General features: G+C 68.1%; 29 protein-coding genes, 1 tRNA gene and 1 riboswitch. Of the genes, 13 read left to right on the top strand and 17 right to left on the bottom strand.

Going from position 1 to position 25,277, the window contains the following annotated elements; translation table 11 throughout:
• The 3 genes from ID574_RS20185 to ID574_RS20175 all read left to right on the top strand — a co-directional run bounded on the left by ID574_RS20185 (nucleotide 1) and on the right by ID574_RS20175 (nucleotide 2,730).
• Nucleotides 1-843, top strand: a complete 843-nt coding sequence (locus ID574_RS20185; protein ID WP_188190482.1) for an SCO6745 family protein — start codon at nucleotides 1-3, stop codon at nucleotides 841-843.
• Nucleotides 844-1,281: 438 nt separating this feature from the next.
• A complete protein-coding gene (locus ID574_RS20180) occupies nucleotides 1,282-1,821 on the top strand; it encodes an HdeD family acid-resistance protein (RefSeq protein ID WP_188190481.1) in 540 nt (179 codons plus the stop codon).
• A gap of 57 nt (nucleotides 1,822-1,878) precedes the next feature.
• The gene (locus ID574_RS20175) at nucleotides 1,879-2,730 is read left to right on the top strand and encodes an SDR family oxidoreductase (protein WP_188190480.1); all 852 of its coding nucleotides are present in this window, start codon (nucleotides 1,879-1,881) and stop codon (nucleotides 2,728-2,730) included.
• On the opposite strand, the gene thiC is transcribed toward ID574_RS20175, so the two are convergent.
• The gene (thiC, locus tag ID574_RS20170; protein ID WP_223166898.1) at nucleotides 2,731-4,275 is read right to left on the bottom strand and encodes a phosphomethylpyrimidine synthase ThiC; all 1,545 of its coding nucleotides are present in this window, start codon (nucleotides 4,273-4,275) and stop codon (nucleotides 2,731-2,733) included. It lies immediately after the preceding gene.
• Nucleotides 4,268-4,380, bottom strand: a riboswitch (TPP riboswitch). (Overlaps the previous gene by 8 nt.)
• A gap of 51 nt (nucleotides 4,381-4,431) precedes the next feature.
• Here thiC and ID574_RS20165 point away from each other — a divergent pair.
• The 4 genes from ID574_RS20165 (at nucleotide 4,432) to ID574_RS20150 (ending at nucleotide 7,407) form a co-directional block, all read left to right on the top strand.
• Entirely contained in the window at nucleotides 4,432-5,043 is a 612-nt protein-coding gene (locus tag ID574_RS20165; RefSeq protein WP_188190478.1) for a class I SAM-dependent methyltransferase, read from the top strand.
• 37 nt (nucleotides 5,044-5,080) lie between these two features.
• A complete protein-coding gene (locus ID574_RS20160; protein WP_223166897.1) occupies nucleotides 5,081-5,434 on the top strand; it encodes a hypothetical protein in 354 nt (117 codons plus the stop codon).
• Complete coding sequence (locus ID574_RS20155) at nucleotides 5,431-6,264, top strand: universal stress protein (protein ID WP_188190477.1); 834 nt, start codon at nucleotides 5,431-5,433, stop codon at nucleotides 6,262-6,264. The genes ID574_RS20160 and ID574_RS20155 overlap by 4 nt, the downstream gene beginning before the upstream one ends.
• Nucleotides 6,265-6,372: 108 nt before the next feature.
• The gene (locus tag ID574_RS20150) at nucleotides 6,373-7,407 is read left to right on the top strand and encodes a cellulose binding domain-containing protein (protein ID WP_188190476.1); all 1,035 of its coding nucleotides are present in this window, start codon (nucleotides 6,373-6,375) and stop codon (nucleotides 7,405-7,407) included.
• Here the strand turns inward: ID574_RS20150 and ID574_RS20145 are convergent.
• From ID574_RS20145 to ID574_RS20130, 4 genes are all read right to left on the bottom strand, one after another.
• A complete protein-coding gene (locus ID574_RS20145; protein ID WP_223166896.1) occupies nucleotides 7,404-7,925 on the bottom strand; it encodes a YbaK/EbsC family protein in 522 nt (173 codons plus the stop codon). The two genes, ID574_RS20150 and ID574_RS20145, sit on opposite strands and share 4 nt — an antisense overlap.
• Nucleotides 7,915-8,217 (bottom strand): ArsR/SmtB family transcription factor, encoded by a 303-nt coding sequence (locus tag ID574_RS20140; protein ID WP_188190475.1) that lies wholly within the window; start codon nucleotides 8,215-8,217, stop codon nucleotides 7,915-7,917. The genes ID574_RS20145 and ID574_RS20140 overlap by 11 nt, the downstream gene beginning before the upstream one ends.
• Nucleotides 8,218-8,276: 59 nt before the next feature.
• Nucleotides 8,277-8,942, bottom strand: a complete 666-nt coding sequence (locus ID574_RS20135) for an AIM24 family protein (protein WP_188190474.1) — start codon at nucleotides 8,940-8,942, stop codon at nucleotides 8,277-8,279.
• A 98-nt stretch (nucleotides 8,943-9,040) separates the two neighbouring features.
• Entirely contained in the window at nucleotides 9,041-9,427 is a 387-nt protein-coding gene (locus ID574_RS20130; RefSeq protein ID WP_223166895.1) for a response regulator, read from the bottom strand.
• Nucleotides 9,428-9,543: 116 nt separating this feature from the next.
• On the opposite strand from ID574_RS20130, the gene ID574_RS20125 reads away from it, so the two are divergent.
• A tRNA-Arg gene (locus ID574_RS20125) sits at nucleotides 9,544-9,615 on the top strand.
• A 36-nt stretch (nucleotides 9,616-9,651) separates the two neighbouring features.
• Here ID574_RS20125 and ID574_RS20120 read toward each other — a convergent pair.
• The 6 genes from ID574_RS20120 to ID574_RS59865 form a co-directional block, all read right to left on the bottom strand.
• Nucleotides 9,652-10,092, bottom strand: coding sequence for an integrase core domain-containing protein (locus ID574_RS20120; RefSeq protein ID WP_223166894.1), 441 nt, complete (start codon nucleotides 10,090-10,092; stop codon nucleotides 9,652-9,654).
• Between the two features lie 116 nt (nucleotides 10,093-10,208).
• Nucleotides 10,209-12,008: a reverse transcriptase/maturase family protein gene (locus tag ID574_RS20115; RefSeq protein ID WP_188190473.1), complete on the bottom strand. Its 1,800-nt coding sequence runs from the start codon at nucleotides 12,006-12,008 to the stop codon at nucleotides 10,209-10,211.
• A gap of 359 nt (nucleotides 12,009-12,367) precedes the next feature.
• Nucleotides 12,368-13,300 (bottom strand): DDE-type integrase/transposase/recombinase, encoded by a 933-nt coding sequence (locus ID574_RS20110; protein WP_223166893.1) that lies wholly within the window; start codon nucleotides 13,298-13,300, stop codon nucleotides 12,368-12,370.
• A gap of 199 nt (nucleotides 13,301-13,499) precedes the next feature.
• Nucleotides 13,500-13,922 (bottom strand): thiopeptide-type bacteriocin biosynthesis protein, encoded by a 423-nt coding sequence (locus ID574_RS59875; protein ID WP_223166892.1) that lies wholly within the window; start codon nucleotides 13,920-13,922, stop codon nucleotides 13,500-13,502.
• Between the two features lie 250 nt (nucleotides 13,923-14,172).
• Complete coding sequence (locus ID574_RS59870; RefSeq protein WP_223166891.1) at nucleotides 14,173-14,436, bottom strand: hypothetical protein; 264 nt, start codon at nucleotides 14,434-14,436, stop codon at nucleotides 14,173-14,175.
• 94 nt (nucleotides 14,437-14,530) lie between these two features.
• Complete coding sequence (locus ID574_RS59865) at nucleotides 14,531-14,791, bottom strand: hypothetical protein (RefSeq protein ID WP_223166890.1); 261 nt, start codon at nucleotides 14,789-14,791, stop codon at nucleotides 14,531-14,533.
• A gap of 268 nt (nucleotides 14,792-15,059) precedes the next feature.
• On the opposite strand from ID574_RS59865, the gene ID574_RS20095 reads away from it, so the two are divergent.
• On the top strand, nucleotides 15,060-15,473 hold the full coding sequence (locus ID574_RS20095; RefSeq protein WP_188190472.1) for a DUF6223 family protein: 414 nt from the start codon (nucleotides 15,060-15,062) through the stop codon (nucleotides 15,471-15,473).
• Nucleotides 15,474-16,413: 940 nt separating this feature from the next.
• Nucleotides 16,414-16,884: an IS3 family transposase gene (locus ID574_RS20090; protein ID WP_188190471.1), complete on the top strand. Its 471-nt coding sequence runs from the start codon at nucleotides 16,414-16,416 to the stop codon at nucleotides 16,882-16,884.
• A gap of 260 nt (nucleotides 16,885-17,144) precedes the next feature.
• Here the strand turns inward: ID574_RS20090 and ID574_RS20085 are convergent, their stop codons facing one another.
• From ID574_RS20085 to ID574_RS59860, 4 genes are all read right to left on the bottom strand, one after another.
• A complete protein-coding gene (locus ID574_RS20085; protein WP_188190470.1) occupies nucleotides 17,145-17,351 on the bottom strand; it encodes a hypothetical protein in 207 nt (68 codons plus the stop codon).
• Between the two features lie 190 nt (nucleotides 17,352-17,541).
• Complete coding sequence (locus tag ID574_RS20080; protein ID WP_188190469.1) at nucleotides 17,542-18,207, bottom strand: HD domain-containing protein; 666 nt, start codon at nucleotides 18,205-18,207, stop codon at nucleotides 17,542-17,544.
• 732 nt (nucleotides 18,208-18,939) lie between these two features.
• Nucleotides 18,940-19,521: a hypothetical protein gene (locus tag ID574_RS20075; RefSeq protein ID WP_188190468.1), complete on the bottom strand. Its 582-nt coding sequence runs from the start codon at nucleotides 19,519-19,521 to the stop codon at nucleotides 18,940-18,942.
• A 277-nt stretch (nucleotides 19,522-19,798) separates the two neighbouring features.
• Nucleotides 19,799-20,176 carry a cytochrome P450 gene (locus ID574_RS59860; protein WP_262496028.1) on the bottom strand — a complete coding sequence of 126 codons (378 nt, stop codon included), beginning with the start codon at nucleotides 20,174-20,176 and terminating at the stop codon, nucleotides 19,799-19,801.
• Between ID574_RS59860 and ID574_RS61645 the strand changes: the two genes are divergently transcribed.
• A complete protein-coding gene (locus ID574_RS61645; RefSeq protein ID WP_262496027.1) occupies nucleotides 20,159-20,296 on the top strand; it encodes a hypothetical protein in 138 nt (45 codons plus the stop codon). The genes ID574_RS59860 and ID574_RS61645 overlap by 18 nt on opposite strands.
• 594 nt (nucleotides 20,297-20,890) lie before the next feature.
• Here the strand turns inward: ID574_RS61645 and ID574_RS20065 are convergent.
• Together ID574_RS20065 and sigJ are read right to left on the bottom strand one after the other, a co-directional pair.
• Nucleotides 20,891-22,015 carry an NAD(P)/FAD-dependent oxidoreductase gene (locus ID574_RS20065; RefSeq protein ID WP_188190467.1) on the bottom strand — a complete coding sequence of 375 codons (1,125 nt, stop codon included), beginning with the start codon at nucleotides 22,013-22,015 and terminating at the stop codon, nucleotides 20,891-20,893.
• A 74-nt stretch (nucleotides 22,016-22,089) separates the two neighbouring features.
• Nucleotides 22,090-22,974 carry an RNA polymerase sigma factor SigJ gene (sigJ, locus tag ID574_RS20060; RefSeq protein ID WP_223166889.1) on the bottom strand — a complete coding sequence of 295 codons (885 nt, stop codon included), beginning with the start codon at nucleotides 22,972-22,974 and terminating at the stop codon, nucleotides 22,090-22,092.
• 393 nt (nucleotides 22,975-23,367) lie between these two features.
• Here sigJ and ID574_RS20055 point away from each other — a divergent pair, with 393 nt between their 5' ends.
• Both ID574_RS20055 and ID574_RS20050 read left to right on the top strand, forming a co-directional pair.
• Entirely contained in the window at nucleotides 23,368-24,471 is a 1,104-nt protein-coding gene (locus ID574_RS20055) for a phosphotriesterase family protein (protein ID WP_223166888.1), read from the top strand.
• Between the two features lie 9 nt (nucleotides 24,472-24,480).
• Nucleotides 24,481-25,221, top strand: coding sequence for a TetR/AcrR family transcriptional regulator (locus tag ID574_RS20050; RefSeq protein ID WP_188190465.1), 741 nt, complete (start codon nucleotides 24,481-24,483; stop codon nucleotides 25,219-25,221).
• Nucleotides 25,222-25,277: the final 56 nt, after the last annotated feature.

Genomic DNA, 25,277 nt, shown 5'->3' with positions numbered 1-25,277 from the left:
ATGCCGACCACAGCGGCCGCCGCGGCCTCGGCCCGCCGCGCCTGGCGCCGCCTGGAGCCTCTGCACGGCATGATCTATTTCGTCCCCGAGGCCGCCACCCGCTACGCCGCGCTAGGCCTCACCGGCATGTCCGGATATTTCGCCTCACGCAGCGCCGCCTTCGGCCGCGCCTCCGCCGACCTGGTCATCGCCACGTTCTACAACTTCTGCCCCGGCCTCGTCCGCCGATCCCTCCCCGCCGCTTGGGACGTGGTGACCCCAGAGCAGGTGCTCCGAGCCCGCCTGGACGCCGCCACCGAGGCCCTGCGGAGAGCCGGCATCCACGACCTCCCCCATTTCCCCGAAACCCTCGCCTTGACCCGCCGTGCCGCCGAAGCGGCCCGCGACCACCCGCAAGGCCGCCCTCTCTTCGCCGCCCACGCCGCCCTCCCCTGGCCCGACGACCCGCTTCAGCAGCTCTGGCACGCCCAGACCCTGCTGCGCGAGTTCCGCGGGGACGGCCACGTGGCCATCCTCCTCGCCGAAGGAGTCACCGGCCTCGACGCCCTGGTCCTGCACGCCGCCACCGGCGACGTCCCCGCCGCCTTCCTCAAGACGAGCCGCGCCTGGCCGGAGGAGGCCTGGACGGCCGCGGAAGCCGGCCTCCGGGCCCGAGGGCTCCTTGAAGACGGCACGCTCACCCCAGAAGGGAAGGCGCTGCGCCGGCACATTGAGGACCGTACGGACGCGCTGGCCATGGCGGCGTACGGGACGCTGGGCGAGGACGGCTGCGAACGCCTCGCCGAGCTCGCCCGCCCCTTCGGCCGCCGGGTCGTCGAAGCAGGACTGCTCAGCCTCGGCTGACAGTGATGATGTAGATGAGCGCTTCCCGCCAGGGTCTGACCCATCGGCTGACTGACCTCGCGGTCCTCAACGGGATCTGTCGACCCTGGCGGGAAGCGCTCATGTGCACTCACTGGACGCGGCGCCTGTGACTTCATAGGAGCCTGGCCAGAGGCCCCATCACTGTCTTGTCCGCGTTGCCCGGCTGGTGCGTGCCGCCCTGCCCCCGGTCAAGACGACAGGACGACGATGACCTCCATTACATCCGAAAACGCGCTGATCGCAGAAGTCGCCGGTGGGGTGGACACTCACCAGGACACCCACACTGCCGCGGTGATCGACCTGGTCGGCCGGGTCCTGGGGACCGAGCAGGACCATGAGAGCCACATCATATGGGTGGTCCTCGAGCCCCAGGTCGGTCACCGAATACGAGCCCTTTCCCGGGGAAGGAGCGGCGTCGTGATCGATGACTACCTGGGACATTGGTGGGTGCTCGCCCTGCGTGGCGTGCTCGCTCTCATATTCGGCATCATGGCCGTGGCCTGGCCGGGCATCACGCTGGTGGTGCTGGCCCTCGTGTTCGGCGCGTACGCGATCGTCGACGGCGCGCTGGCCGCGGTCGCCGCCACCCGCGCCGCCAAGGGACAGCGGGCGCCGCTGATCCTGCTGGCGGTCGCCGGGCTGCTGTTCGGGATCATGTGCGTGGTCTGGCCGGGGCTCACCGTGCTGGTCATCGCGCTGCTGATCGGGATCTGGGCGATCGTGACCGGCGTCATGGAGATCATGACGGCGATCAGGATGCGCAAGGAGATCCAGGGTGAGTGGCTGCACATCGTCGTGGGGGCGCTGTCGGTGCTGTTCGGCGTGCTGGTGCTGGCCTGGCCGGCGACCGGGGCGCTGACGATCGCGCTGATCATCGGCATCTACGCCATCCTGGCCGGGATCATGCTGATCGTCCTCAGCCTGCGCGTGCGCCGGATGCGGGAGAGCGTCCCCTGACCGGCTCTTGTGGAAGGGCGGCGTTAGGCATCCCCGGGCCGGGGCAGACCGCTGGGCATGCCGGAAACGACACCACCTCAGACCCAGCCGTACCCCGGCCGGACGGGAGAGATGACCCCGGAGCCGCGTGACGAGATGCGCGACTACCAGGGCAGGGACCTGCTGGCCGGCAAGAAGGCGCTGATCACCGGAGGCGACTCGGGGATCGGCCGGGCGGTCGCGGTGGCCTTCGCCAAGGAGGGGGCCGACGTCGCGATCGCGTACCTGACCGAGCACGACGACGCCGCCCACACCCGCAAGCTCGTCGAGGAGGCCGGGCGGCGCTGCGTGCTCATCCCCGGCGACCTCGGCGACCGCGCGCACTGCGGCGCGGTCGTCGAGCAGGCGGTGGCCGAGCTGGGCGGGCTGGACGTGCTCGTCAACAACGTGGCCTACCAGGCGCCGGTGAACACGCTGGAGGAGCTGTCCGACGAGCAGTGGGAGCACACGTTCGCGGTCAACATCCACAGCTACTACCGGGTCACCAAGGCCGCGCTGCCCCATCTGCGGGAGGGCAGTTCGATCATCAACACCTCCTCGATCAACGGCCTGCGCGGCAACAAGACCCTCATCGACTACGCGGCCACCAAGGGCGCGATCAACGCCTTCACCTACTCCATGGCGCAGAGCCTGGCCGAGCGCGGCATCAGGATCAACGCCGTGGCGCCCGGCCCGGTGTGGACACCGCTGATCCCGGCCACGATGCCGGAGGAGAAGGTGGAGAAGTTCGGCAAGCAGGTGCCGATGGGGCGGGCCGCCGATCCGGACGAGATCGCCCCGTCGTACGTGTTCTTCGCCGCGGAGCGGCTGTCGTCGTACTACACGGGCGAGGTCCTGGCCCCGGTCGGCGGCGAGACGCTCCCCGGCTGATCACTCGACGTAGATGTCGCCGCCGAGCCTGCGGAACTCGGCGGCCTTCTCCGCCATGCCGGCTTCGCGCAGCTCATGGCTGATCCGCATGGAGCAGAACTTCGGGCCGCACATCGAGCAGAAATGCGCGGTCTTGGCGGGCGCGGCCGGCAGGGTCTCGTCGTGGAAGGCACGCGCGGTGTCGGGGTCGAGCGACAGGTCGAACTGGTCCTCCCAGCGGAACTCGAAGCGCGCGTCCGACAGCGCGTCGTCCCACTCCTGCGCCCGCGGGTGGCCCTTGGCGAGGTCGGCGGCGTGGGCGGCGATCTTGTACGTGATCACGCCAGTCTTGACGTCGTCTTTGTCCGGCAGGCCGAGGTGCTCCTTGGGGGTGACGTAACAGAGCATGGCGGTGCCGTACCAGCCGATCATGGCGGCGCCGATGCCCGAGGTGATGTGGTCGTATCCCGGCGCGATGTCGGTCACCAGCGGCCCGAGGGTGTAGAAGGGGGCGTCGTCGCAGAGCTCGCGCTGCAGGTCGACGTTCTCCTTGATCTTGTGCATGGGCACGTGACCCGGACCCTCGATCATGACCTGGACGTCGTGCTCCCGGGCGATCTTCGTCAGCTCGCCGAGCGTGCGCAGCTCCGCGAACTGGGCCTCGTCGTTGGCGTCCGCGATCGAGCCCGGCCGCAGCCCGTCGCCGAGCGAGAACGACACATCGTAGCGGGCGAGGATCTCGCACATGTCGGCGAAGTGCTCGTACAGGAAGCTCTCGCGGTGGTGCGCCAGGCACCACGCGGCCATGATCGAGCCGCCGCGCGAGACGATCCCGGTCTTGCGGCCGGCGGTGAGCGGCACGTGCGCGAGCCGCACCCCCGCATGGACGGTCACGTAGTCGACGCCCTGCTCGCACTGCTCGATGAGCGTGTCGCGGTAGACCTCCCACGACAGCGCCTCCGGGCGGCCCTTGACCTTCTCCAGCGCCTGGTAGATGGGCACGGTCCCGACCGGGACCGGCGAGTTGCGGAGGATCCACTCGCGGGTCTCGTGGATGTCGGAGCCCGTGGACAGGTCCATGATCGTGTCCGCGCCCCACCGGGTGGCCCAGGTCATCTTCTCGACCTCCTCCTCGATGGAGGAGGTCACGGCGGAGTTGCCGATGTTGGCGTTGATCTTCACGAGGAAGTTGCGGCCGATGATCATCGGCTCGGACTCGGGGTGGTTGACGTTGGCGGGGATGATGGCCCGGCCGGCCGCGACCTCCTGGCGGACGAACTCCGCGTCCAGGCCCTCCCTGATGGCCACGAACTCCATCTCCTTGGTGATCAGCCCCTTCCTGGCGCAGCCGACCTGGGTGACGGGGTGTCCGGCGGCGCGGCGGTCGCGTACCCACTGCTCCCGCAGGCGCGGCAGTCCGCGCGTGAGGTCGATCTCGGCGGCGGGGTCGGTGTACGGGCCGGACGTGTCGTACAGCGTCACCGCGGAGCCGTCGGACAGGCGCACCTCACGCATCGGCACACGGAGGTCCCCGGTGTAGATCTTGGAAAAACGCGCGCCACTCATCGCGCAAACTCCCTTCGCCGGCATTATCCGGAGCAGGTTCTGGCGGTCGGCGGCTGTCAGCCGTCCTCTCAGCCCGGTCCGCACCGGGCTCCCGCGTTGGACGGCGGTGATCGTACCCACCCTCGGGCTCGCCCGAAACATGCGAAGATCAGGCGGGTGGAAGATCCCGTCACCCGCACCACCGCCGGCTACGACCGCATCGCCCCCGTTTTCGCCGAACGCAGCCGCGAGGTCGGCGACAGCTTCATGGCCTTCCGGCGCCGGTTCGCCGACGCTTTGCCAACCGGCGGCCGGGTCGCCGACCTGGGGTGCGGGCCCGGGCGGGACGCCGCGTGGTTCCTGGAGCAAGGGTTGACCGTCGTCGGAGTCGACCGCTCGATCGAGATGGCCAAGCTCGCGGCCGCCCGCGGCGTGCCCGCCGTGCTGAGCGACCTGCGCCGGCCACCGTTGATCCCCGGCTCGCTGGTGGGCCTGTGGTCGGTGGCGGCGCTCCTGCACGTGCCCGCCGGGGAGACGGAGCCGACGTTGCGGGCCTGGTCGGCGGCGCTGCGGCCGGGCGGCGTGCTGGGGTTGAGCACCTCCGCCGGCGCCGGCGAGGGGTGGGAGCCGGTCTCGTACGACGCCGAGGTCTCCCGGTGGTTCGTGCACCGTGACCCCGACGCGCTGCTGGCGACTCTCGAATCGGCCGGTTTCGAGGTCCTGGAGCACGCGCTGAACACCACCCACCGCACCTGGCTCAACGTGCTGGCGCGCCGCCGCGAGGTTTGACGATCCCCCTCAGCGGTACGGTCCCATCAGGGGGAACATGAAAAAGATCGCCGCTGTCGCAGGAATCGTGGTGGTGGCCGCGTTCGGGGCGACCACCGCTGCCGGGGATGGCTTCGAACAGCACGAAGTGAGCAACGAGCAATACAAGACCCTGCTCGCCCAATGCCGCTACGCCAACACGGGGAAGGCGCGAGCGGAGTGCCGCGCGGAGGTCAAGCAGACGTACCGCGTCGGCAAAGCCGACCCCTCGCTCGACTGCCGCACCTACTCCGGCATCTCCGTGTGCGGCACGCTGAAGCTCAGCAGAGCCGAGCGCGAGTGCACCGAGGACTCCACGGACAAGGGTCTGCCGTTCCGCCGGGCAGAAGTGGAGTGCTACGCATTGTCATGATCATCGTGGGAGTGGACGGGTCGCGTACCGGGCTGGAGGCCGCCGCCTGGGCCGCCGGCGAGGCCGCCCTGCGCCACACCCCGCTGACCGTCGCGCACGCCGTGGCGAAATGGGTGTGCGAGGACACCAGCGGCCCCTACGCCGAGGTCGCCCGCTGGATGCGCGAGGGCGCCACCACCGTCCTCCGGGCGGCCGAGGAAGGGATCCGGCGCGAGCACCCGGAGGTCGAGGTGACCTCCGAGCTGCTGCCCGGCGACCCCCGCGCCGCGCTGATCGACGCCTCCGAGCACGCCGAGCTGCTGGTCGTGGGCAGCCGCGGGATCGGCGGCCTACGCGGGCTGCTGATCGGGTCCGTCGCACACGGCGTGGCCACGCACGCCCGCACCAACGTCGTCCTCGTCCACGAGCTGCCCAGGTCGCCGGGCGGGGAGGTGGTGGCCGGGGTCGACGGCTCGCCCAGCGGGCTGCGGGCGCTCGACTTCGCCTTCGCCGAGGCCGCGATGCGGTGTGTCCGGCTGCGTGCCGTCCACGCCTGGGCCTGGCCGCATTCCACCGGCTTCGGGCCGGCCGACAGAGAGAGCGAGCAGGACGCGTTGCGGGAGCTGCGCGACCTGATCGCCGGCTCGCGCGAGCGGCATCCGGAGGTGGACGTCGTGCCGGAGGTCGTCCACGGGCACCCCGTCGAGGTGCTGAAGGAGGCCGCGGACGGCGCCGACCTGCTGGTGGTCGGGTCGCGCGGCCACGGGCAGCTGGCTGGGATGATCATGGGCTCGATCAGCCAGGCCCTCCTCCACCACGCGCCCTGTCCGCTCGCCGTCGTGCGCCGCTGAAAGTTACATACGTCCCCGCAGGTCACCGGCCCCACCTGGCCCTCTTTCCTTCCTGTCGTCCCGATCGCGCTCTTACGATCTCGCCAGGCGACGACGGGAGAGCTGACGATGCGGAAGATCAGCGCCTTGGTGGCGGCCTTAGCGGCATTGGCAGGAGCGGTGCTGATCCTGACGACCACGCCGGCCACCAGCGCCGCGGCCACCAGGATCATGCCCTTGGGTGACTCGATCACCGGCTCCCCGGGCTGCTGGCGGGCCTCGCTCTGGAACAGGCTCCAGAGCGCCGGCTACACCGACATCGATTTCGTCGGCACCCTCCCCGCGCAAGGTTGCTCGGTCCCGTACGACGGCGACAACGAGGGACACGGCGGTTTCCTGGCCACGAACGTGGCCAACCAGAACCAGCTCCCCGGCTGGCTCGCCGCGACCCGGCCCGACATCGTCATGATGCACTTCGGCACCAACGACGTGTGGAGCAACATCCCGACCGTGACGATCCTCAGCGCGTTCACCACGCTGGTGAACCAGATGCGGGCCAGCAACCCCACCATGAAAATCCTGGTCGCCAAGATCATCCCGATGAACCCGTCCACCTGCGCCGAATGCGCCCAGCGAGCCGTGAACCTGAACAACGCCATCCCCGGCTGGGCCGCCACCACCTCCACCCAGCAGTCGCCGATCACGGTGGTGGACCAGTGGACCGGGTTCAGCACGAGCACGGACACCTACGACGGCGTGCACCCGAACGCCGCGGGCGACCAGAAGATCTCCGACAAGTGGTACCCGGCCCTGGTGAACGCCCTGTCCGGCGTCACCCCGTCCCCCACCGTCACCCCCACGTCCTCCGGCGGATGCACCGCCGCCTACAAGACCACCGGTCAGTGGCAGGGCGGCTTCCAGGGCGAGGTCACCGTCAAGAACACCGGCACGGCGCCGATGAGCGCGTGGACGGTGCGGTGGACGTTCGCGAACGGGCAGCAGATCAGCCAGCTCTGGAACGGCACGCTGAGCGTGAGCGGCGCCGACGTGACCGTGCGCAACGTGAGCTGGAACGGCTCCCTGGCGACTGGCGCCACGACCACGTTCGGCTTCCTGGCCTCGTGGAACGGCGCCAACACCGCTCCCACGCCGACCTGCTCCTAACGGCAGAGGGCTTCGCCCGTGGCGGCGATGGGCGCGATGCGGGGCGCGGCCAGCCGCACGTAGTCCTCGGTCGCCAGAGCGATGGAGCGGTCGAGCCTGGCCGCGTTGAAATACAGCTCGGGCCGGCCCAGCAGCGACGGGTCGGCGACCAGCTCCAGCCGCGGGTCGTAGCTGAACGGCAGCACGGTCCCGCTCACGCTGCCGGCCAGTTCCTCGGCCTTGTCCTTGCCGGCGAAGGCGACGTACGTGCCGTCCAGCAGCGCCTTGACCGCCTGCAGGTCGAGCCGGGCGTCGCCGGGCACGACGGCCAGCACGTGGCGGGTCTGCTTCTTGCCGACCTTGACCATCACGATCAGGCACTTGGCCGCCTGCGACACGTCGTGCCCCCGCAACGCGCTGACGAGCTCCGTCTGCCCTTCCGGCGCGTGGTCGATCAGCCGGTAGCGGGCCCCGGCGGCGTCCAGGTCGGCGATCAGCCGATCGTACGGGGTGGTGGTGGTCAGCTCGTCACCAATCACTGCTCAGTTGCTCCTTGGCCTCGGCGATCCGGTCCTCGTCGCGCTGGTAGAACACCCACTGCTTGATCTTCCTGCCGCGGATCAGGCCCGCCTTGGCGAGCACCTTGAGATGCTCGCCGCAGGTCGGCTGGCTCACGCCGAGTTTCTCGGCGATGAAGAGCGAGCAGACGCCGTCGCGTACGAGGTCGCCGTCGCGCTGCGGCGGGAAGTGGCGCTCGGGGTCGCGCAGCCAGTCGAGGATCAGCATGCGCTTGTCGTTGGCCAGCGCCCTTACCAGGTCCACGTCCAGCACAAAGGCATTATGGCAATTAGCTAATTACCTGTCCACTGCCTGGTCGCCGCGGAGCGGCCCTAGGAGGTGGTCACAATGGGAGCACCCTCACTGGCCTGCACCAACACGAACCCCTGCCCCCTGAAGGCCAACTGCATGGCCTCCCCGCTCCCCCGCCCGATCAAGGCCCCCGCCTTCATCGTCCGATTGACCCCGACCTGCAGCCCCGTGCTCCAGCAAACCGCCGACTGCCCGTCGGCGAACGTCGGCATGCGCGCCACGTCGAGCAGCACCGGCGTGCCATGCGTGGTCACCGCCACCCACCCGGTCCCCGTGACCGTCGTGTTGAACAGCCCGCCTGCCGCGATGCCGGCCCCCTGCACCCGCTGGATGTCCCAGCTGAGCTGCGGCTGGAACGCCAGCAGATTGCGCCCGTTGACCGTCAGCCCCTCGTTCTCCAGGTAGAAGAGGTGGATGTCGTCGGCGTTGTCCGCGAGATAGAGCAGCCCTTCGCCGCGTACCCGCATCAGCGACGCGCCCTCACCCGTGACGGCCTTCTTGAACAGCTTGCCGAGCCCTCCGGCCCCCTCGTACTCGAAGTCCATCTGGCCCTGGAAGGCGACCATCGAGCCCTGCTTGGCGAGCACCTCGTGAGGCAACTGCACCCGGAGCATCTTGCGGTTCTCCAGAGCGAACCCGCCCGGCAGCGGCTGGCCGTCGAGATTGCCGAAAACTGAGCTACGCACGTCTCACTCAACCCTTCGAACGGGAGTGTTGCCGCCAGCGTACGGAAGAAGCACCGCCCCTGCGCCGCCCCGTCCCCTGGGACCCGACGCCCGCCTCATCACCTCTGGGCCGCTGCCGCCAGATCGCGCACCACTTGGATCAACTCCGCCGGATCGAACGGCTTGGTCAGATAGGCGTCGACCCCGATCCCCCGCGCCCGCCGCTTGTCATCGTCCTGAGCCCGCGCCGTGATCAACACCACCTTGATATGGCTGGTGTCCTCCTCCGTGCGCAACTTCTCCGCCGTCGTCCAGCCATCCAGGCACGGCATCATCACATCCAGCGTGATGACATCGGGCATCACATCCCGCACCCGATCAAGGCAATCCTGCCCATCGGTGGCGGTCTCGACCTCGAACCCCTCCAGGTTCAGGTTGACCGCGATGAGCTGCCGGATGACCTCGTCATCGTCCACAACCAGCACTTTGCCAAGAACGTCGCCCACGGGCGCAAAGTTAACCCGTAGTGGGCCCGTCACGTGCGGTTTTCACGGGATGTGTTCAAGGAGCGTTATCCGGTGCAGAGTGGTACTGAGATGCTGGTAGCCTTATCACTCGTTGAGCCCCGTTAGCTCAGGGGATAGAGCACCGGCCTCCGGAGCCGGGTGCGCAGGTTCGAATCCTGCACGGGGCACTCTGTGATGTCTCAGGACATCGGAAACCCTCGAACCTACGGGTTCGGGGGTTTCGGCGTTGTGGGGTTTGCCTGGGGTTGGTAGTCGCGGGTGGGGTCGATGATCAGCTCGCGGAGAAGCTCTCCGATGACGGCGTTGACGACGCGGACGTGCAGGTCGTCCACCAGCAGGATGACGTGGGTTCGGGCGTGGGTTCGTCCGACGCCGATGTGGTGCAGCCGGCCGTTCACGCGCAGGGTGACCACGCCGGAGGGATCGATGCGGTCGTGCCGCACCCTGGTGTGGGTATCGGCCTCACGGCTGCCGGTGGGCAGGGCCTTGGGCAGGGCCTGGTAGACGGCTGCCGGGGTGGCGCGGTGCGGCAGGGATCGGTGCGGGCGGTGGTGGTTGTAGGCGTCGACGAAACGGTCCACGAGCGCCTGGAGGTCGCTGAGGGTGGCCGGCTGGTCGGGCTGGGCGCGCAGCCAGTTCTTCATCGTCTGCGTAGGGTCGGCCGAACAGCGAGGTGCCAGCGTTGTGAACTGGTCCTTTTCCGTTCGGCCTCCCTCCGAACCGGGCGGACCCGTTTCCGAGTACCCGGCTCTCCAGCGATCTACTGCGTGAGCGGTGTTGCAGGGTGCCCGTGGATGAGGTCATGGCAATCGCCGCAGACCACGAGGGCTTTGCGGCGGATCTTGGCCATGACTTCCACCCATGTGGGCTGCGGGTCACCGGATTTGTCGAGATCGGCGAGTCGGCGGATGTGGTGAACCTGAATGCTGTCCGTTCGCTCGCAGAGCTCGCATCGTCCCTTGAGCAGCCTGGTGACCAACTGCCGGTTGGGATAGACGGGTCCGGTGTGCTGTCGGTCGGTAAGGACCGCGTTCTTTTGCCGTTTGAGCGGGATGCCGCCGAACCAGGCGACCAGTGGTTTCCTGCCCTTGCGCTCGACCTTGGCCTCGAACCGCGTGCGCAGCCCGTGCGGTGTGGAGATCTTGGCCTTGAAGCGGGCCGCCATCTTGGTCACCGTTGAGCGGTGCTTGCGGGCCAGGGTGTGGAGCATGGAGGTTTCCATGACCCAGCGCAGCCGGTGCAGTCGGAAGACGTCACTGGCGAGCAGGTAGTACTGGACGATGCCCCGGTACTCGGCCCCGAATCGGGCGATGATGTTGTAGTCGCTCTCGTTGATCATCGGGTTCCGGCACGCAGGTTTGCCGCGTGACAAGTACGGGGCGGACTTGGCCTTGACCACCGAAGCGGGAACGCGCAGGACGACGGTCCCGTTGAGGGAACGGCGATTGCGCCGGTCACTCGCAGACGGCCTTCGCGTCCGGCTCGCGCTGCTGGCAACGGCGATCTCATAGCCGAGGAAGCTCGCCCGCTGAGTGCGGGCATGGGTGATCAGAGTCTTATCCGCTGACAGCTCCAACTTGAGATCATCACGCAGGAACGCCGCCAGGCGGTTCTTGATCTGTTCGGCCTCGGCCTTGGGTCCGGCGAACCCGAGCAAGGTGTCGTCGGCGTATCGGCAATAGCGCAGCCTGCGATAGCCGGGATCACGGGGATCTTGGCTGGGCAGGCTGTGCAGCCGCCGGTAGAGTTTCCGCACCTCGGCGCGGTCTCCGGCGCGGCGGGCTCTGACGATCGCCGCTTCGACCGCCCGGTAGTGCGGGTTGCGAGCCCGCAGCCGCCCCCGAGTGAACTCGGGGATCAGCGTCTTCTCGACGAAGACGTCCAGCTTGTGCAGGTAGATGTTCGACAGGATGGGGGATGCGATGCCGCCCTGCGGGACCCCGCTGAGCGTCGCGTTCCACCTCCAGTCCTCCAAGTATCCGGCTGTCAGCATGTGGCGCAGCAGCCGCAGGAACCGGTTGTCGCAGATCTTCTCCGCCAGGATCGAGAGCATGACCTCGTGGTCCAGGCTCCCAAAACAGTCGGAGATGTCTCCCTCGATGAACCAGGTCGTCCCGGTCCAGGTGTTGGCCACCTCCCGCAATGCGGTGTGGCAGCCTCGTCCGGGCCGGAACCCGTGGGACCGGTCGGAGAACGTCGGCTCGTAGTAGGCCTCAAGGAGCAGGCGCACGACTTCGCCGACGAGCTTGTCCGACCAGGTGGGCATGCCCAGCGGACGCGTCTTGCCGTTCTTCTTGGGGATGTGCATCCGCCGGACCGGGCCGAACCGGTAGCGCTCGTGGCGCATCGCGGTGATGATCCGCCCGATCTTGGCGATCGACATGCCGTCCACGGTCTCCTGCGTGGCCCCCGGCGTCATCGCGCCCTTGTTGGCGTAGATGCGGCCGTAGGCCAGCAGATACAACTGCGGGTTGAACATCTGCCGATACAACTTGTTGCACGGCAGGCCGCGCCTGCCGCGCTCACGCAGGACACCCAGCACCGTTTCGGCGCTCTGCATTGCGCATACCTCCCGACCCTTGGTGTCCCGATCACCTGGCCCCCTTCGCCCTGCGGACGGCTTTCCCGTCCTCCTTGGCCGGTCGTGACTCCGGCGACTACTACGAGGCCTCCGTCGCCGTGGGGCTCGCGCCCGGTAGGCGATCCCACGTTCGTCACGGTCGTACGTGACAGCGTGATGTAGGCGTCCCGTTCGTCTCCTTCAATGCCCTCACTGGGCATCGCTCCAGCGCCCCGGAGGTTGCACCGTCCTTTTTCCACCCAGGCGGCAGGGCCGGCGCCGGTTTCAGTCGTCTTTCCGGCGGATGTGAACTTCCATCTTCTGGAGACTGGGATTCAGGCAATCCAGCTTTCGCCATGTCACGCGGGTCCCCCACAGCACCGCCCCTGACGCTGGACCCGGCCTGCGGTTTCCTGGCATGCTCCTGTCCCCGTAAGCCTTTCGGCGCTGGGTAAGCCATCGGACCCAGGAACCTCCCTCCGAGTTCCTCCCGGCTGAACCGGGGATACGACCATGCGCCTCGTGGCGCACTGGAAGCGCTCGACCTTCCCGCAGGTGGTGGGGTGGTTGGGGGTGGAGTTCTTCTGCCGCACGTGCAGGCGGCGTAGTTCGTGCTCGAAGGCGTTGCGGCCGCCGCGGCCGCCGGCCAGGCGGGTGGTGAAGACCATGCCGTTGTCGGTCAACGTGGAGGCGGGCACCCCATGGGCGGCGACGGCCTGGCGGAAGGCCTCGCGCACGATCGGGCCGGTGATGCGACGCCGGCAGGTGACGAGCAGCGCGTAGCGGGAGTGGTCGTCCAGCCAGGACAGGATCTCCGCCTCGCTGCCGTCGGCCAGCCGGTAGTGGGTGAAGTCGGCCTGCCAGGTCTCGTTCGGCAGCGCCGCCTCAAAGCGGATGGAGGACGAGCGTGGCCGTTTCTTCGGCTCGGGCGCCACCAGGCCATGCCGGGTCAGGTAGCGACTGATCGTGGCCCGCGACACCGCGCGCTGATGATGGTGCTCAAGGTGCCAGGCGATCGTGTCCGGACCGGCGTCCAGGCCCTGCTCGGCGAGTTCCTTGCGGAGCCGGACGATCAGCTCGACGGTGTCGGCGTCGATCGCGTTCGGCGAGGTCCGCGGCCGCCGTGAACGGGGCTCGAACGCCGCTTCCCCCTCGGCCCGGTAGCGGGCCACCAGCTTGGACACCCAGCCCTTGGACACCCCGTAGGAGCGGGCGACCTCTGCCTGGGACCGGCCCTCGACGACAACTGCGGTGATGACAACTCTGGCCTTGGACACACCGCCCAGGCTCATGATCGCGACAGTTGCCTATGTCCCGAGACACACCCTGCTGAAGTTTCCTATGTCTTGCGACATGGGTTTCCTCTGTCCTGAACCAGCACACTGCACGGGGCACTCAGAACAAGGGAAGCATCTTCGGACGCCGACCCTCCCTCGGGAGGGTCGGCGATCTCTCTGGTCAGGGTCTTGATCAGTGGCGCACGTCGATGGGTCAGCTTTTCGACTCTAGGACTGTCGGCGTCGACGGGTGCGGGACGCAGCCGCGACACCCGGGCGAAGACATCACGCGCTCGAACACGTCCAGGTCAGCAGCTCGCAGCAGGGCATTGATCAGCAGGACGGACAGTTCGCGGCGACCGAGACCGGGAACGTTTTGACGGGCGTAGTCGAGAATGCCGCGGCTGCCGGCGCAGAACAGGTCGTGAGCGGCCTGTATGCCGGCCGGGCCGCCGAACGCCACGGTTTCCGGCTCGTACACGGTCGGCCACCAGCGGGCGAGAGCCCCGGCTGCGGTCAGCTCCTCAAGCACCTGGTCTATCACCGGGACGTCGGGGTCGCGCAAGCGCAGCCGCCAGCAGGAATGCTTGCGCAGGAAACCACCACCCGGCGATCGCTCCACACGCTTGGAGCTCATCCAGGCGCGGCCCGAGCTGGTTGGCGCCGATCTTCTCCGCGGTGTCCCAGTCGGGGAACTCGACGCGTAGCTGGTACCACTCGGCCCCGGCGCGCCGTTCGAGCGCGACCAGCCCGGCGGCCTGGTACACCATGGCGGCTTCGTCCAGATCGGCAGGGTCTACGCCGATGTCGCCGGCAGCGGTATCCAGGTCTGCGCCTGCAAGGACATTGAGGACGCCGGCGGCGAGCTGGTGCGGGCGGGGCGGTGGTCAAGCGATGAGAAGGCATGCGTCCCATCCCGAACGTGGCGGTGTGATGTGTCGAACGGTTTCCAGGGCCAGGCCCACCCCGGCGGCTCCGGTCAGCAGCCCGTCCCCGTCGTCGTACTGGCCAACCGTCGTGTGCTGGATCAGCGCGGCCGAGAGCGCGGGCAGCCGTTGGCCGATGGCGGGGTTTTGGGCGTCGAGGGCGGCTCGTGGCTCGATGTCGGCCGCGGCGACCAGCCAGCCGATGGCGAGCACCGTGATGCCCACGCCGGCGATCACCAGCGACCGGCGCCCGTCCCCGTAGGCGGCGAGGGTGTACAGGGCGAGGAAGAGCCCGAGCCATCCGGGCCCGTCTGGGAAGTCAAGGGTGTAGTAGATCAGGCTGGCGAGCGCGGCGGTGAGGAAACACCGGCACCGGCCATCGGTGGCGGACGGCGACGATCACGCCACTCAGGACCAGCAGGACGTATCCCAGGTTTCCGAGGTCGGTGAGGGGTCGCTGTACCACCTCGCCGACATTGCGGACTATCGTGCCCTGAACCTGCATCACGGTGATGAAGAGCGCGAGCAACACATCCTGCGCCGACGCCGGTAGGCGCAACGACACCACGCGGTGATCCATGCCGCGATCCTACGGTCCGCGCGAGAACACTCCCCCAGACGCGCGACCGCCTACGACGACGGACGTACCGAGGCACGAGTCGTCTACGCAGAACTGCGTAGAGACTGCCGTCCGCTGTCGGAGGCCGCGGTCGCTTCGACGGCGCGATGATCGATTCCGTGAAACCCCTCCCAGGCGCTCACGCTCGTCACCGGCACCTCGACCGGCATAGGCCAAGTCACCGCGCTGCACACTGCCAACCCCTCGTCATTCGCAAGAAAGGATCCTCATGTCCGTCCGTCACTTGCTAGCCATCGCCGCAGCCACCCTGCTCGGAATTGTGGGGCTCGCCACACCGGCAGCCGCGCACGTTTTGGTCCAGCCCGTCGGTGCTTACACCTTGACCTCCGGGCGTCTCTGGACTGTGGTGGCCGCTCTGCTGGGGCTGCCCGGCGTCGTCATCGGCGGGCTGGCTCTGGCCCGCTCTGCCGGTCGTATCGGCACCGGTGGGAGGAGGGGGGCCATCGTGGCCCTGATAGCGGGGCTGGCCTGCACGGTCATCGGCGGGCTGGTTGTGGCCGCCGCCGAGGGCGGTCCCGGCACCGGCTACGGAATAGTAGGGGGCTACGTGAACCTGGTGATCGGGCTGATCGCCATGGTCCTCGGTGGGCTCGCTCTGGCCCGCTCCCGCCACACCGCCTGACCCAGCCCCGGCGCCAGGCCAGTGCCCGTGTCGTTCTCCAACGGCACCGCCTGGTTCGTGCTTGATCCCGGACATGCCGTATCAGGAGGTCTGCCGTAGCGATTCGGCAGCGCGAAGGACGATGCCGTGCCAGGACGCGACCATAGGCGGCCGAAGCGGCTCAGGAACTGGTCGGTGGCGGCGCCAAGTCGCGGACCACGTCCGCGGCCGTGCGCTGGCGGCACACCAATCCGACGGCCTGGCCCGCGTACTGGTAGGCCGTGTCAAAGTCGAGGGTGCGGCGTGCGGCCTCCAGTTCGGCGCGGGCGGACTCGTCGGTGGCCAGTTCGGCTCCCGGCCGTGCCAGCGGTCGAAGAAGGCGTTGCGCAGTGCGCGGCCGCCGTACTCGGGTCGCCAGGATGCCCGCTGCGCGATGTCGAAGACGCAGCCGTAGGCGGCGTCGGTCTCCCCGGCGCCGATGATTCGCTGCCTGACAAGCTCCGGCAGGGTCGTCTCGCGCAGCCGAGGAACGCCGTGCTAGCTGCTAGAGATGACCGGCCAACTGCGTGATGCAATCGCACCCAAGCCGGCAAATACTCCCACACCAACCGCAGCCAATACCTGCTCAACCCGGTTCTGTTCTCGCTGGAGCGGGCCGGCGCGGACATGCTCGCCGAACACGGCATTCAGCTGTACGGCCGGGTGCGATCCGGACCGGACCCGTCCCGGTACAGCTTCGAGGTGACCGTCGGGGAGAACGCGATGGACTTCACCCCCGGCGAGATCGGCGCCCCCTGCACGAACGGCTCAAGCGCGCCCGCGCCTGACCGTCCCCCTGCGCCCGCCGGCTCGGCCAGTGATGCATCGAGCCGATCTGCCGGGTGCTGGAGTTTGCACCCTCGACCTATCACGCGGCCAAGACCCGCCGCCCTCGGTGCGGGCTCTGCGCGACCAGTAACTGATGGACCACATTGCCCGGGTGTGGAGCGACAACTTCGAGGTATACGGCGTGCGCAAGATCTGGAAGGAACGCAACCGGCAAGGAATCCGGGTAGCCCGTTGCACCATCGTCCGGCTGATGAAGCGCCTGGGCCTGACGGGCGCGGTCCGCGGTGACCACAAGCGCCGGACCACGCTGCCCGAACCGGCGTCCCCACGTCCGGCCGACCTGGTCGAGCGGGACTTTACCGCGAACGCGCCGAACCGGCTGTGGGTGGCGGATCTGGCCTACGTCCACACCTGGGCCGGGCTCGTCTACACCGCGTTCGTCCTCGACGCCCTCTCCCGCAGGATCATGGGCTGGCGACTGGCCGATCACCTGCGCACCGACCTGGCGTTGGACGCGCTGGAGATGGCCATCTGGTGCCAGGTCGGTGACCTTACGACCCGCCTCGACCAGGTCCAGCGTCTTGCGCGGAACTCCGGCGGGTAGCCCCGTCGTCCCATGCCACTTTCCTCTCATCAAGTGGCACAAGAATCCAGAAATCCGCCTCCACTCAACCCGGGGCACACCAGCCTCCATGAAACCCGGCGCGGTTTACTTACCGTTGGGCCAGTGTTCTCGGAAGTCCTCGATGCGAGCGCTTCCGAGAACACAGTCGTCTCGGAAGCGCCGCACACGATGAGCCGCAGAGGATGAACATCGGGAGACAACGTCTTTCTCGGTCGCGACGCCCGCCAGGCACTGGCCGACTACCTGGAACGGGTCGGCGTCGCCTCCACCAACCCGGCGGCTCGCCTGAGCCTGCCGTGCCGGGGGAGCGCCAGCGCCGGCCCGAACAGGGCGGCCGTGAGAAAGAACACGATCCAGAAGGTGTGCCCGCACGCGTCGGAGATCTGCGGCGCGATCTGGGCTTGGATCTGTTGGCGGACCTGCAGGGAAACGTCGCCGATACGCATCGCGCTGACCGCGTTCCGCGCCCAGGGTAGCTCCGAGGCGATCTCCCGGCTGAGGACCCAGCATCGAGCAGGTCGCCAACCGCTGCGGTATCGGCACGGTGGTCAACCTGCGCATGCATTTCCGTCGGCTGGTCGGCACCTCACCCGCTGACTATCGCAGAACGTTCGCCTCCACGTAGAGCGCCCGGTTTCAACTTCCCCAGCGTGACGCGGCGATCATCTGGTCCTCGAAACGGGTGAGCTCGTTGACGCTACGCAGCCGCGCGAGCTCCGCAGGAAGGGTCATCACTGGCCCCTTTTCCGGGCGGGTGACGACCTGATCGCCGATCGCGCCCAATAGCTGACGCACCGCAGACCGCCGCGGGTATGCGTCGTGGATCAGCTGGGCCTCGGCATCGGAGATGCACTCGCTGCCGTTCGCGGTGATGTCGATGACGGTGCCACCGTGGAGCAATGCGCACACCGCGCCGCACCGATCGACGATCCCGAACGAGGTGTGCAGGGCGATGGCCTTCCAGACGGTGTCGACCGCCTCGGCGTCGAAGCCGCGAGCAGCCACGAAGTCCGCGGCCAGATCCGCACCGTCCACTTCGAACCGTTGGCTGCCGTTTCCCTCGTCGGTCAGCCCGACATCGTGCAGCACGCACGCCAGGAACAACAGCTCCGGATCATAATCTTTACCCGGCCGCATTCGGCGGTGCCGGGCGAGCAGCCGCGCGAACAGGAAACTGCGAACGCTGTGATTAACCAACCATTCCGGCTCGATCCGCCTGATCCAGTCGAGCGCTTCGCGCGCCGTGGCACTGTCCGGCAGAGCGAGCAGATCATCATCGACCATTCTCGTGCTCTCGTCCATGCGTCCATCCTGTTGGTCAGCCGACACCCCAGCCAAGTGGCTCAAAGGCCAACATGCAGTAGGATTCGGCCACCGTCATCTGGTCGCTTGCGTCCGTTATGGCATTCCTGCCGCTCCGTCAGGACCTGTGTGGTGTGAGACCGTTGAGCAGCGTGCGGACAAGGGAGTTGGCGAACTTCTGGGCCCTCAGCCTCTACTGGGTCTCGTCGGCGAATTGGCCGAGAAACGCGCCTTCGACGCAGGCGCCGAGGAGTAGGTCGGTCGGGCCCTGGGGTCGATGTTCTTGCTGGCGTGGCCGCGTTTCTGCTCCGCCGCAAGGTAATCACCGAGTGCGCGCCCGGCGAATGGAGGTCCCGCCCCGCGGCTTCGGAGCGCTGCGCGCTGGGGGGCGCATCAAACAGCGGTGGCTCGGAGAACAGCGAGGCGGCCAGCAGGAAGCCTTGCTCATAGAAGTCGGCGGCGGCCTGACCACTATGGCCAGGGCAAGAGTCAGCAGATGCATCACGCTGACCCATTGGCACGCCAGGATGTTACTGACAGTGGATCGACGGCTCGGCTGGGCGAGCACAGCGAGAAAGACCGCCTCGATGGCGAGGACAAGCGTGTAGCTGAACGTCACCCCACGTGCCTGCGCGATAGCTCTATCCAGTTGTTGCAGCGTCGCATCCGTCCAGGGCTCTCCGTACCAGGAAAGCCCTGCCGGGTGGGCGGCGATCTGGAATGCGATCTGGTTTACCGCGGCGTACAGCGAACGGGGCTGCTAGAGCGGACAGCAGAGCTGGCGAGCGTTCCAGGCGCCGTAGGTTCATGATCCATTAGACGCCGGCTCAAGCCTGCAGGTTCACCGGCGACACGGCGTCCCTCGCGTGACCAGCGCCCACATCTCCTCTCGACGCCGACGGCGTCGCCCGGCCTCAGCACGCGCCCGTGCAGGATGGTGTGCCGCAGCGCGTTGTAAGCCGATTCGCGTTTCCAGCGCTGGTGATACAGGGAGACCAGGGCGCCGGCCGAGTGGCGGCGGGCGTTGGTCAGCGTGGTGGCCAGCCGATAGGAGGCGCCGAGGACGGTGCCGTCGGTGCAGGTCACGGTGACCTGGGCGTCGACGATCCGCACCGGGACCGAGCCGATTACCGACAGCGGAGCCGCCGGCCAGGCGGAACAGGACGGGGCGCGGCAGTTGCCGTCGAATCGTTTGTCCCACCGTAGGAGCATGTCCGGCTTCAGCAGGTGCAGCAGCCGCTGGGCGTATGCGGTCTCGCCCGTGGCGGTGGGACCGAACACCGCGCCGCACGCCAGGTGAGCAGCGTCGCCCACGCGCCCAGGAGCAGCGGTACCAGTACGCCCAACGCGGCCAGCGCCCACCAGTCGCCCTCGACGGCCCAGCAGGCCCCAGCCGGAAAGCAGGTAGCCCACGGCGGAGGGAATGTGGGGCAATATGGTTGGGCAGCTTCTGCTGGGCCGCGGGAAGTTACCAGGTGACCGGCAGTGTGAGCACGCCGTGAACGGCGGCCATGTCGCGGTAGCGCAGTTCCTCGAACGGGATGGCCAGGCGCAGGCCGGGGAAGCGGCGAAGCAGCGCAGGGATGGCGACTCACAATTCCATACGGGCCAGTTGCTGGCCCAGGCACTGATGAATGCCGTGGCCGAAGGCGGTGTGCGCCCTGGGTCGGCGTGTCACGTCAAAGCGGTCGGGCTCGCCCAGGAGGTGCGGGTCGCGGTTGGCCGCGGGCAGGGACACTGCTATCTGCTCGCCCTTGCTGATTGCTGTGCCGTTGATGGTGAGGTCCGCCGTGGCGCGGCGGAGGGGTCCGGTGTGGACGGTGGACAGATAGCGCAGCGTCTCCTCCACCCAGCGGTGAGCGGGGTCGAGGTCGTCGCGGACGAGGGCGAACTGGTCGGGGTGGCGCAGCAGCAACAAGGTGCCCAGGCCGAACCTGTTTGCCGTGGTCTCGTGGCCGGCGATGAGCAACAGGACACCGATCCCGATGAGCTCGGCGTCACTGAGCTCGTCGCCGTGCTCACTGACCAGCGTGCCGAGTATGTCGTCGCCGGGCCGGGCCCGTTGCCGGCGACCAGCCTGGCCATGTAGGCGTAGATTTCGGCACCGTTGGCCTGCTGCTCCTCCAACGTCAGGCTCAGGTCGAGCAGGATGTCACTGCGTCGCTGGAATTCGGCGCGGTCGGCGTACGGGACCCCGAGCAGCTCGCAGATCACCAGCGACGGCAGCGGCTGAGCGAAGGCCCTCATAAGGTCCAGGGGGCCGCCATCCTGCTCCATTTGATTCAGTGTGTCGCTGACGAGTTCTTCGAAACGGGGCCGGAATGCGGTGATCCGCTTGACGGTGAACTGGCTGGTCAACAGGCGTCGAATCCTGGTGTGGCCGGGCGGGTCCATGGTTACCAGGAATCCGGGCAACGCGGCGATCAGGTCGGCGGCTTCCGGGCCGGGGCGGCTGCTCATATGTGGGCTGCCCAGCACGGCGCGGGCGTCTCGGTAGCTTATGACCAGCCGGACGTCCGTCTGCTCCCCGGTGGGCAGCAGGGTTTGGGTGGCCGCAAACGGTTCCATTTCACGCAACCGGGCGGTGTGCGGGTCGGGGCTGAAGGGGCAAGATGCGTCCCGGCGGAACGGTAGCGGAATTTCGGACATAGTGCAGCACTCTTTCCGTCGTGTATAGGGTTGATCAGGCCGCGGGGCGGTATGGGCCGGGATGGCGCATCGCCCAGACGGTGCCGCGCGTGATGGCCTCCTTGAAACGGGCGGAGGCCCGGCCGGTGAGGAGCGCGCTGCCGAGCGGACTGCCGTCGGCACGGGTGAACTGGGTAACGCCGTCATGGCGGCCCAGGCTCACGTTCTGCCACACGTAGCGGATCCTGGCAGGCCGGAGCTGCCGCCCTCTCAGAAGGTCGGCCACCCGGTCACCGGCCTGCAGACCCATGGGGAGGCCGGTCTGGCAGGACATGCGCGAGGCCCCGCCCGGGGTGTGCGCGGCGGCCGCGTCCCCGATACCGAAGACCTCCGGATGAGACAGCGAGCGAAGCGCCGGGTCGACCAGCATGCGGCCGTGCTCGTCGGTGGCCAGACCGGCCTGGGCGGCCAGCTCGGGGACGCGGAACCCTGCCGCCCACACCACTGTCTCGGCGGGCAGCTCACGTCCGTCGTTCAGCAGCACCCCGTCCGCGCCGATCGCGGTGACCGCGGCGTGCTCATCGACGGTCAGGCCGAGGCGGTGGAAGGCCCGGTGAAGGTGACGGCGGGCCGGTTCGGTCAGCCCGTCTCCGATCCGGCCGCCGGAGATCAGGCGAATGGTCAGCCTCGGGTACCGCTCGGCCAGCTCGGTCGCGGCCTCGATCCCGGTCAGCCCGCCGCCCACCACCGCGACCGAGCCGGAGTCACCCACGCGCGAGCGCAACCGTGCAGCCTGGTCGGGTGCGGCCAGCGTTGAGGCGTGCTCGCGGATCCCCGGCACCGCCTCCATGTCCGCGCCGCTGCCCAGCGCGTAGACGAGCACGTCGTAGCTCAGGCTGTAGGGCGCGGCGTCGAGCCGTACCACCCGTGCTTGAAGATCGAGGCCGGTCACCTCGGCCACCACCAGCTCCACACCGCTGCCCTCGAGCAGACGTGCCAGCGGCAGATCAGGCAGGCGTTGCCCGGCGGCGAGCTGGTGGAGCCGCACCCGTTCCACGAAATGGTCCCGTGCGTTGACCAGCGTCACCTGAGCGTCACCGCGGCGCAGGCGCGCGGCGGCGCGCTTGGCCGCGCCCAGCCCGGCATATCCGGCACCCAGCACCACGATCCGGTCTGTCATGGTTCCTCCTCATCGAGTCCCCACTTGAACCGGCGAGACGAGCGATCCGTGACACCACCCGAATGTGATCGTGCTCACATGAGCTGAGCGGCGGCGAACGCGAGCTTGACCGGGCTCACCATCGTACGGACCGTGGAAACACGTCCGTCGCTGATCTCCACGGCGACGACCGCGCGCAGTTCCCGTCCCAGCAGGAACAGCGCGGCCGGCTGGCCGTTGATCTCCGCGATCTCGCTCCTCACCCCGGCCGCCTCCGGGCGGGCACTGAAACCAAGCACGTAGCGCAGCACCCTGTCGTGGCCCAGCACGGGCCGCCGCGCAGCGGTCGCTCCCCCACCATCGGCCCAGGCGACCACGTCGTCGGCCAGCATCGCCTCCAGCTCGGCGACGTCGCCGTTCAGCGTCGCGGCCAAGAATCGCTCCACGATGCGGCGATGCTGGGCGTGGTCGATGTCGAACCGTTTGCGCTCCCGGCCGAGATGCGCCACGGCCCGGCGGTGCAGTTGCCGGGAGTGCTCCTCTGCCACGTCGAGACTCTCACCGATCTCTGCGTGGCTGTGCCCGAACGCCTCGCGCAGCACGAACACGGCCCGCTCCAGTGGGCTCAGGCGTTCCAGCAGGATCAGTATGCCGAGCGACACCGACTCTCGCAGCTCCACGGTCTCCAGTGGACCGAGGGAGCCGTCGCTGGTGAGCACCGGTTCAGGCAACCAGGGCCCCACGTAGCTTTCCCTCCGCCGACGCGCCGAGGCCAGCTGGTTCAGGCACAGGTTGGTGACGACCTTGGTCAGCCAGGCAGCCGGTACCTCGACCGGACCTGCCTGGCTCCACCGCAGGAACGCCTCCTGCACCATGTCCTCAGCCTCACTGGCCGAGCCGAGCAACCGGTAGGCCAATCCGAACAGGCGAGGCCGCTGCTCGGTGAACACAGCAATCGCGGTGGTCTCGGGCGAGGTCACGAAGGTCCTTCTGCTTGAAACGTCGGGTGGTTGCTGGGTCCTGATGAGATTTCTGCCTGGACACTCACATTGTGAGGTGGAGTTTAAAGGTGTCGTTCTCGGTGCTGATGTCGGCGTTCACACCGAGTTGACGCCCTAGCGCCTTCTGCGCCCGTCACCGCTCGCTCCATCACCCTGATGCCCCCGCCTGGATGGATGCGTGCTCGCAGTGTCTGTCGGCCGTCGCCGCGAGACTGCTGGCCTGCGATGCCGGATCCGCTCCGGTCGGGCGGTCTGCGATCTCCTCGGCTGGCAGCACCAGCGTCAAGCTCTTGCGCAAGACCACGAGCTAGGGTTCCTGACGGGACTCGTCGTCGATTGATTATTTGTCCAAACGATCGATAGACTAACTTGATGACAAGGGTTCCGGAGCGCCGAGTGCGTACAGTCCTCGGAGACGTCGAACCATCCGCACTCGGCCACACGCAGCCACACGAACACGTGCTGTGCGACATGTCGGCCATCGTCAGGGCTTGGGGACCGGCACCAGTGGCCGACGACCCCTCACCAGCGGTGTCGATCCGACAGGAGTTCCCCGCGTCGGCGCGTGCCCGCGTCGCCGAGCCGATACGTCTCGACAATCACGACTGGATCAAGCGTACGGTCCTGAATCTCGACAATTTGCGGTTGCTGTCGGAGCGGGACGCGACCGAAGAACTAACCCTCTACCGCGCATCGGGAGGCGGCGCGGTGGTGGACTCCACCTCGGTAGGGCTGGGACGGGACCCGCTCGGGCTCGCCCGCGTCGCACGTGGCAGCGGCGTCCATATTGTGATGGGAAGCGGCTACTACTGCCGCGACTACCACCCGCCCGGGCTCGCCGAGGTAGCTGCCGAGGCCGTCTGCGCCGAGATCGTCACAGACGTCCAGGAAGGAGTGGGCGATACCGGCGTGCGTGCCGGGCTCATCGGCGAGATCGGGCTGAGTTGGCCCGTACATCCCGTCGAGGACAAGGTGTTGCAAGCCGCCTGCCGCGCGCAGACCATCACGGGCGCACCGTTGCAGATCCATCCCGGCCGCCATCCGGCGGCTCCCCTCCAGGCCATGCGCACAGTCCTGGAGGCGGGCGGCGATCCCACTAGGGTGATCATGTCGCACCTCGATCGCACGCTGTGGCGGCCCGAGGATCTGCTGGAGCTCGCCCGTACGGGCTGTTATCTGGAGCTGGATCTGTTCGGGCAGGAATCCAGTTACTATGCGTTCAATCCCGATGCCCGGCGCCCCAACGACCGCACTCGCATCGAGTGGATCCAGTTGCTGTTCGAGGCGGGCTTCGGGGACCGCGTGCTGATCGCGCAGGACATCTGCCAGAAGGTCTACCTGCGCCGCTACGGCGGTCCCGGCTACACGCACATCCTGGAGAACGCCATTCCGCTGATGCGACGCATGGGGATGGGGAAAGACGAGGTCGTGGCGGTGACAGTGACGAATCCCTCTGCCGCACTGACTATGGGATAGTTCGGGATCATGGCCACTACCAACCAACCAGGCGGCCAGCGAACCACCGGCGGCCGGATCAAGTCGAAGTCCTCTCGCCGGGCGCGGTCGGCACGCACGGAGCTACAGCTTCTCCGTGCCGCCTGCTGGCTCTTTTCCGAGCGCGGATTCCATGGCACGGGGATCCGTGACATCGCTGACACTGCTGGAGTCGCGGTGTCCGGAATGTACTATTACGCAGCCTCCAAGGATGAGCTGCTGGAGGCCGTGGCTCGCCGTGCCATGAACGTGCTGATATCGAGTAGCAATGAGACGTTGCGCGACATCGACGACCCGGCAGAGCGCCTGGTCGCCCTCATGGCGGTGCACGTCGCCTTCCATGCCCGCAATCCGCGCGCCGCCAAGGTCGCCGATCACGAGTTCCAGGCGTTGACCGGCGAGGCCCGGGAGGACATCCTGCGGCTGCGTGACAGCTACGAAGCGGTGTGGGCCGACACGTTGCGCGCCGGCGTGAGCGACGGCGTGTTCCAGGATCGCGGCACTGTCGCGCGCTTGGCCCTGTTGCAGATGGCGACCGGGGTGGCGCACTGGTACCGCCCGGACGGCGAACTCGGCATCCCCCAACTGTGTGAGCGGTTCGCCGACATGGGGCTGTCGCTGATGGGCGCGAGCCGCGGCGGCCGCCTCATCCTGGCCCGGGATCTTTCTCTTCCAGATCCGGAGCTGGTGCTCCAGCGGGTCGAGCTGGACATCGAGCCACCCCCTCAGTGACCCCGAGACCGCAGGGAGGGTCTTGACAGCGGCAGTTATTTGAGCGATCGTTCGAT

It is taken from the genome of Nonomuraea sp. SYSU D8015 (genome assembly GCF_008065375.1).
In the GTDB taxonomy this organism is placed as follows: domain Bacteria; phylum Actinomycetota; class Actinomycetes; order Streptosporangiales; family Streptosporangiaceae; genus Nonomuraea.
Note: the sequence above shows the minus strand (reverse complement) of the source record. Positions and strands in the feature narration are given on the sequence as shown.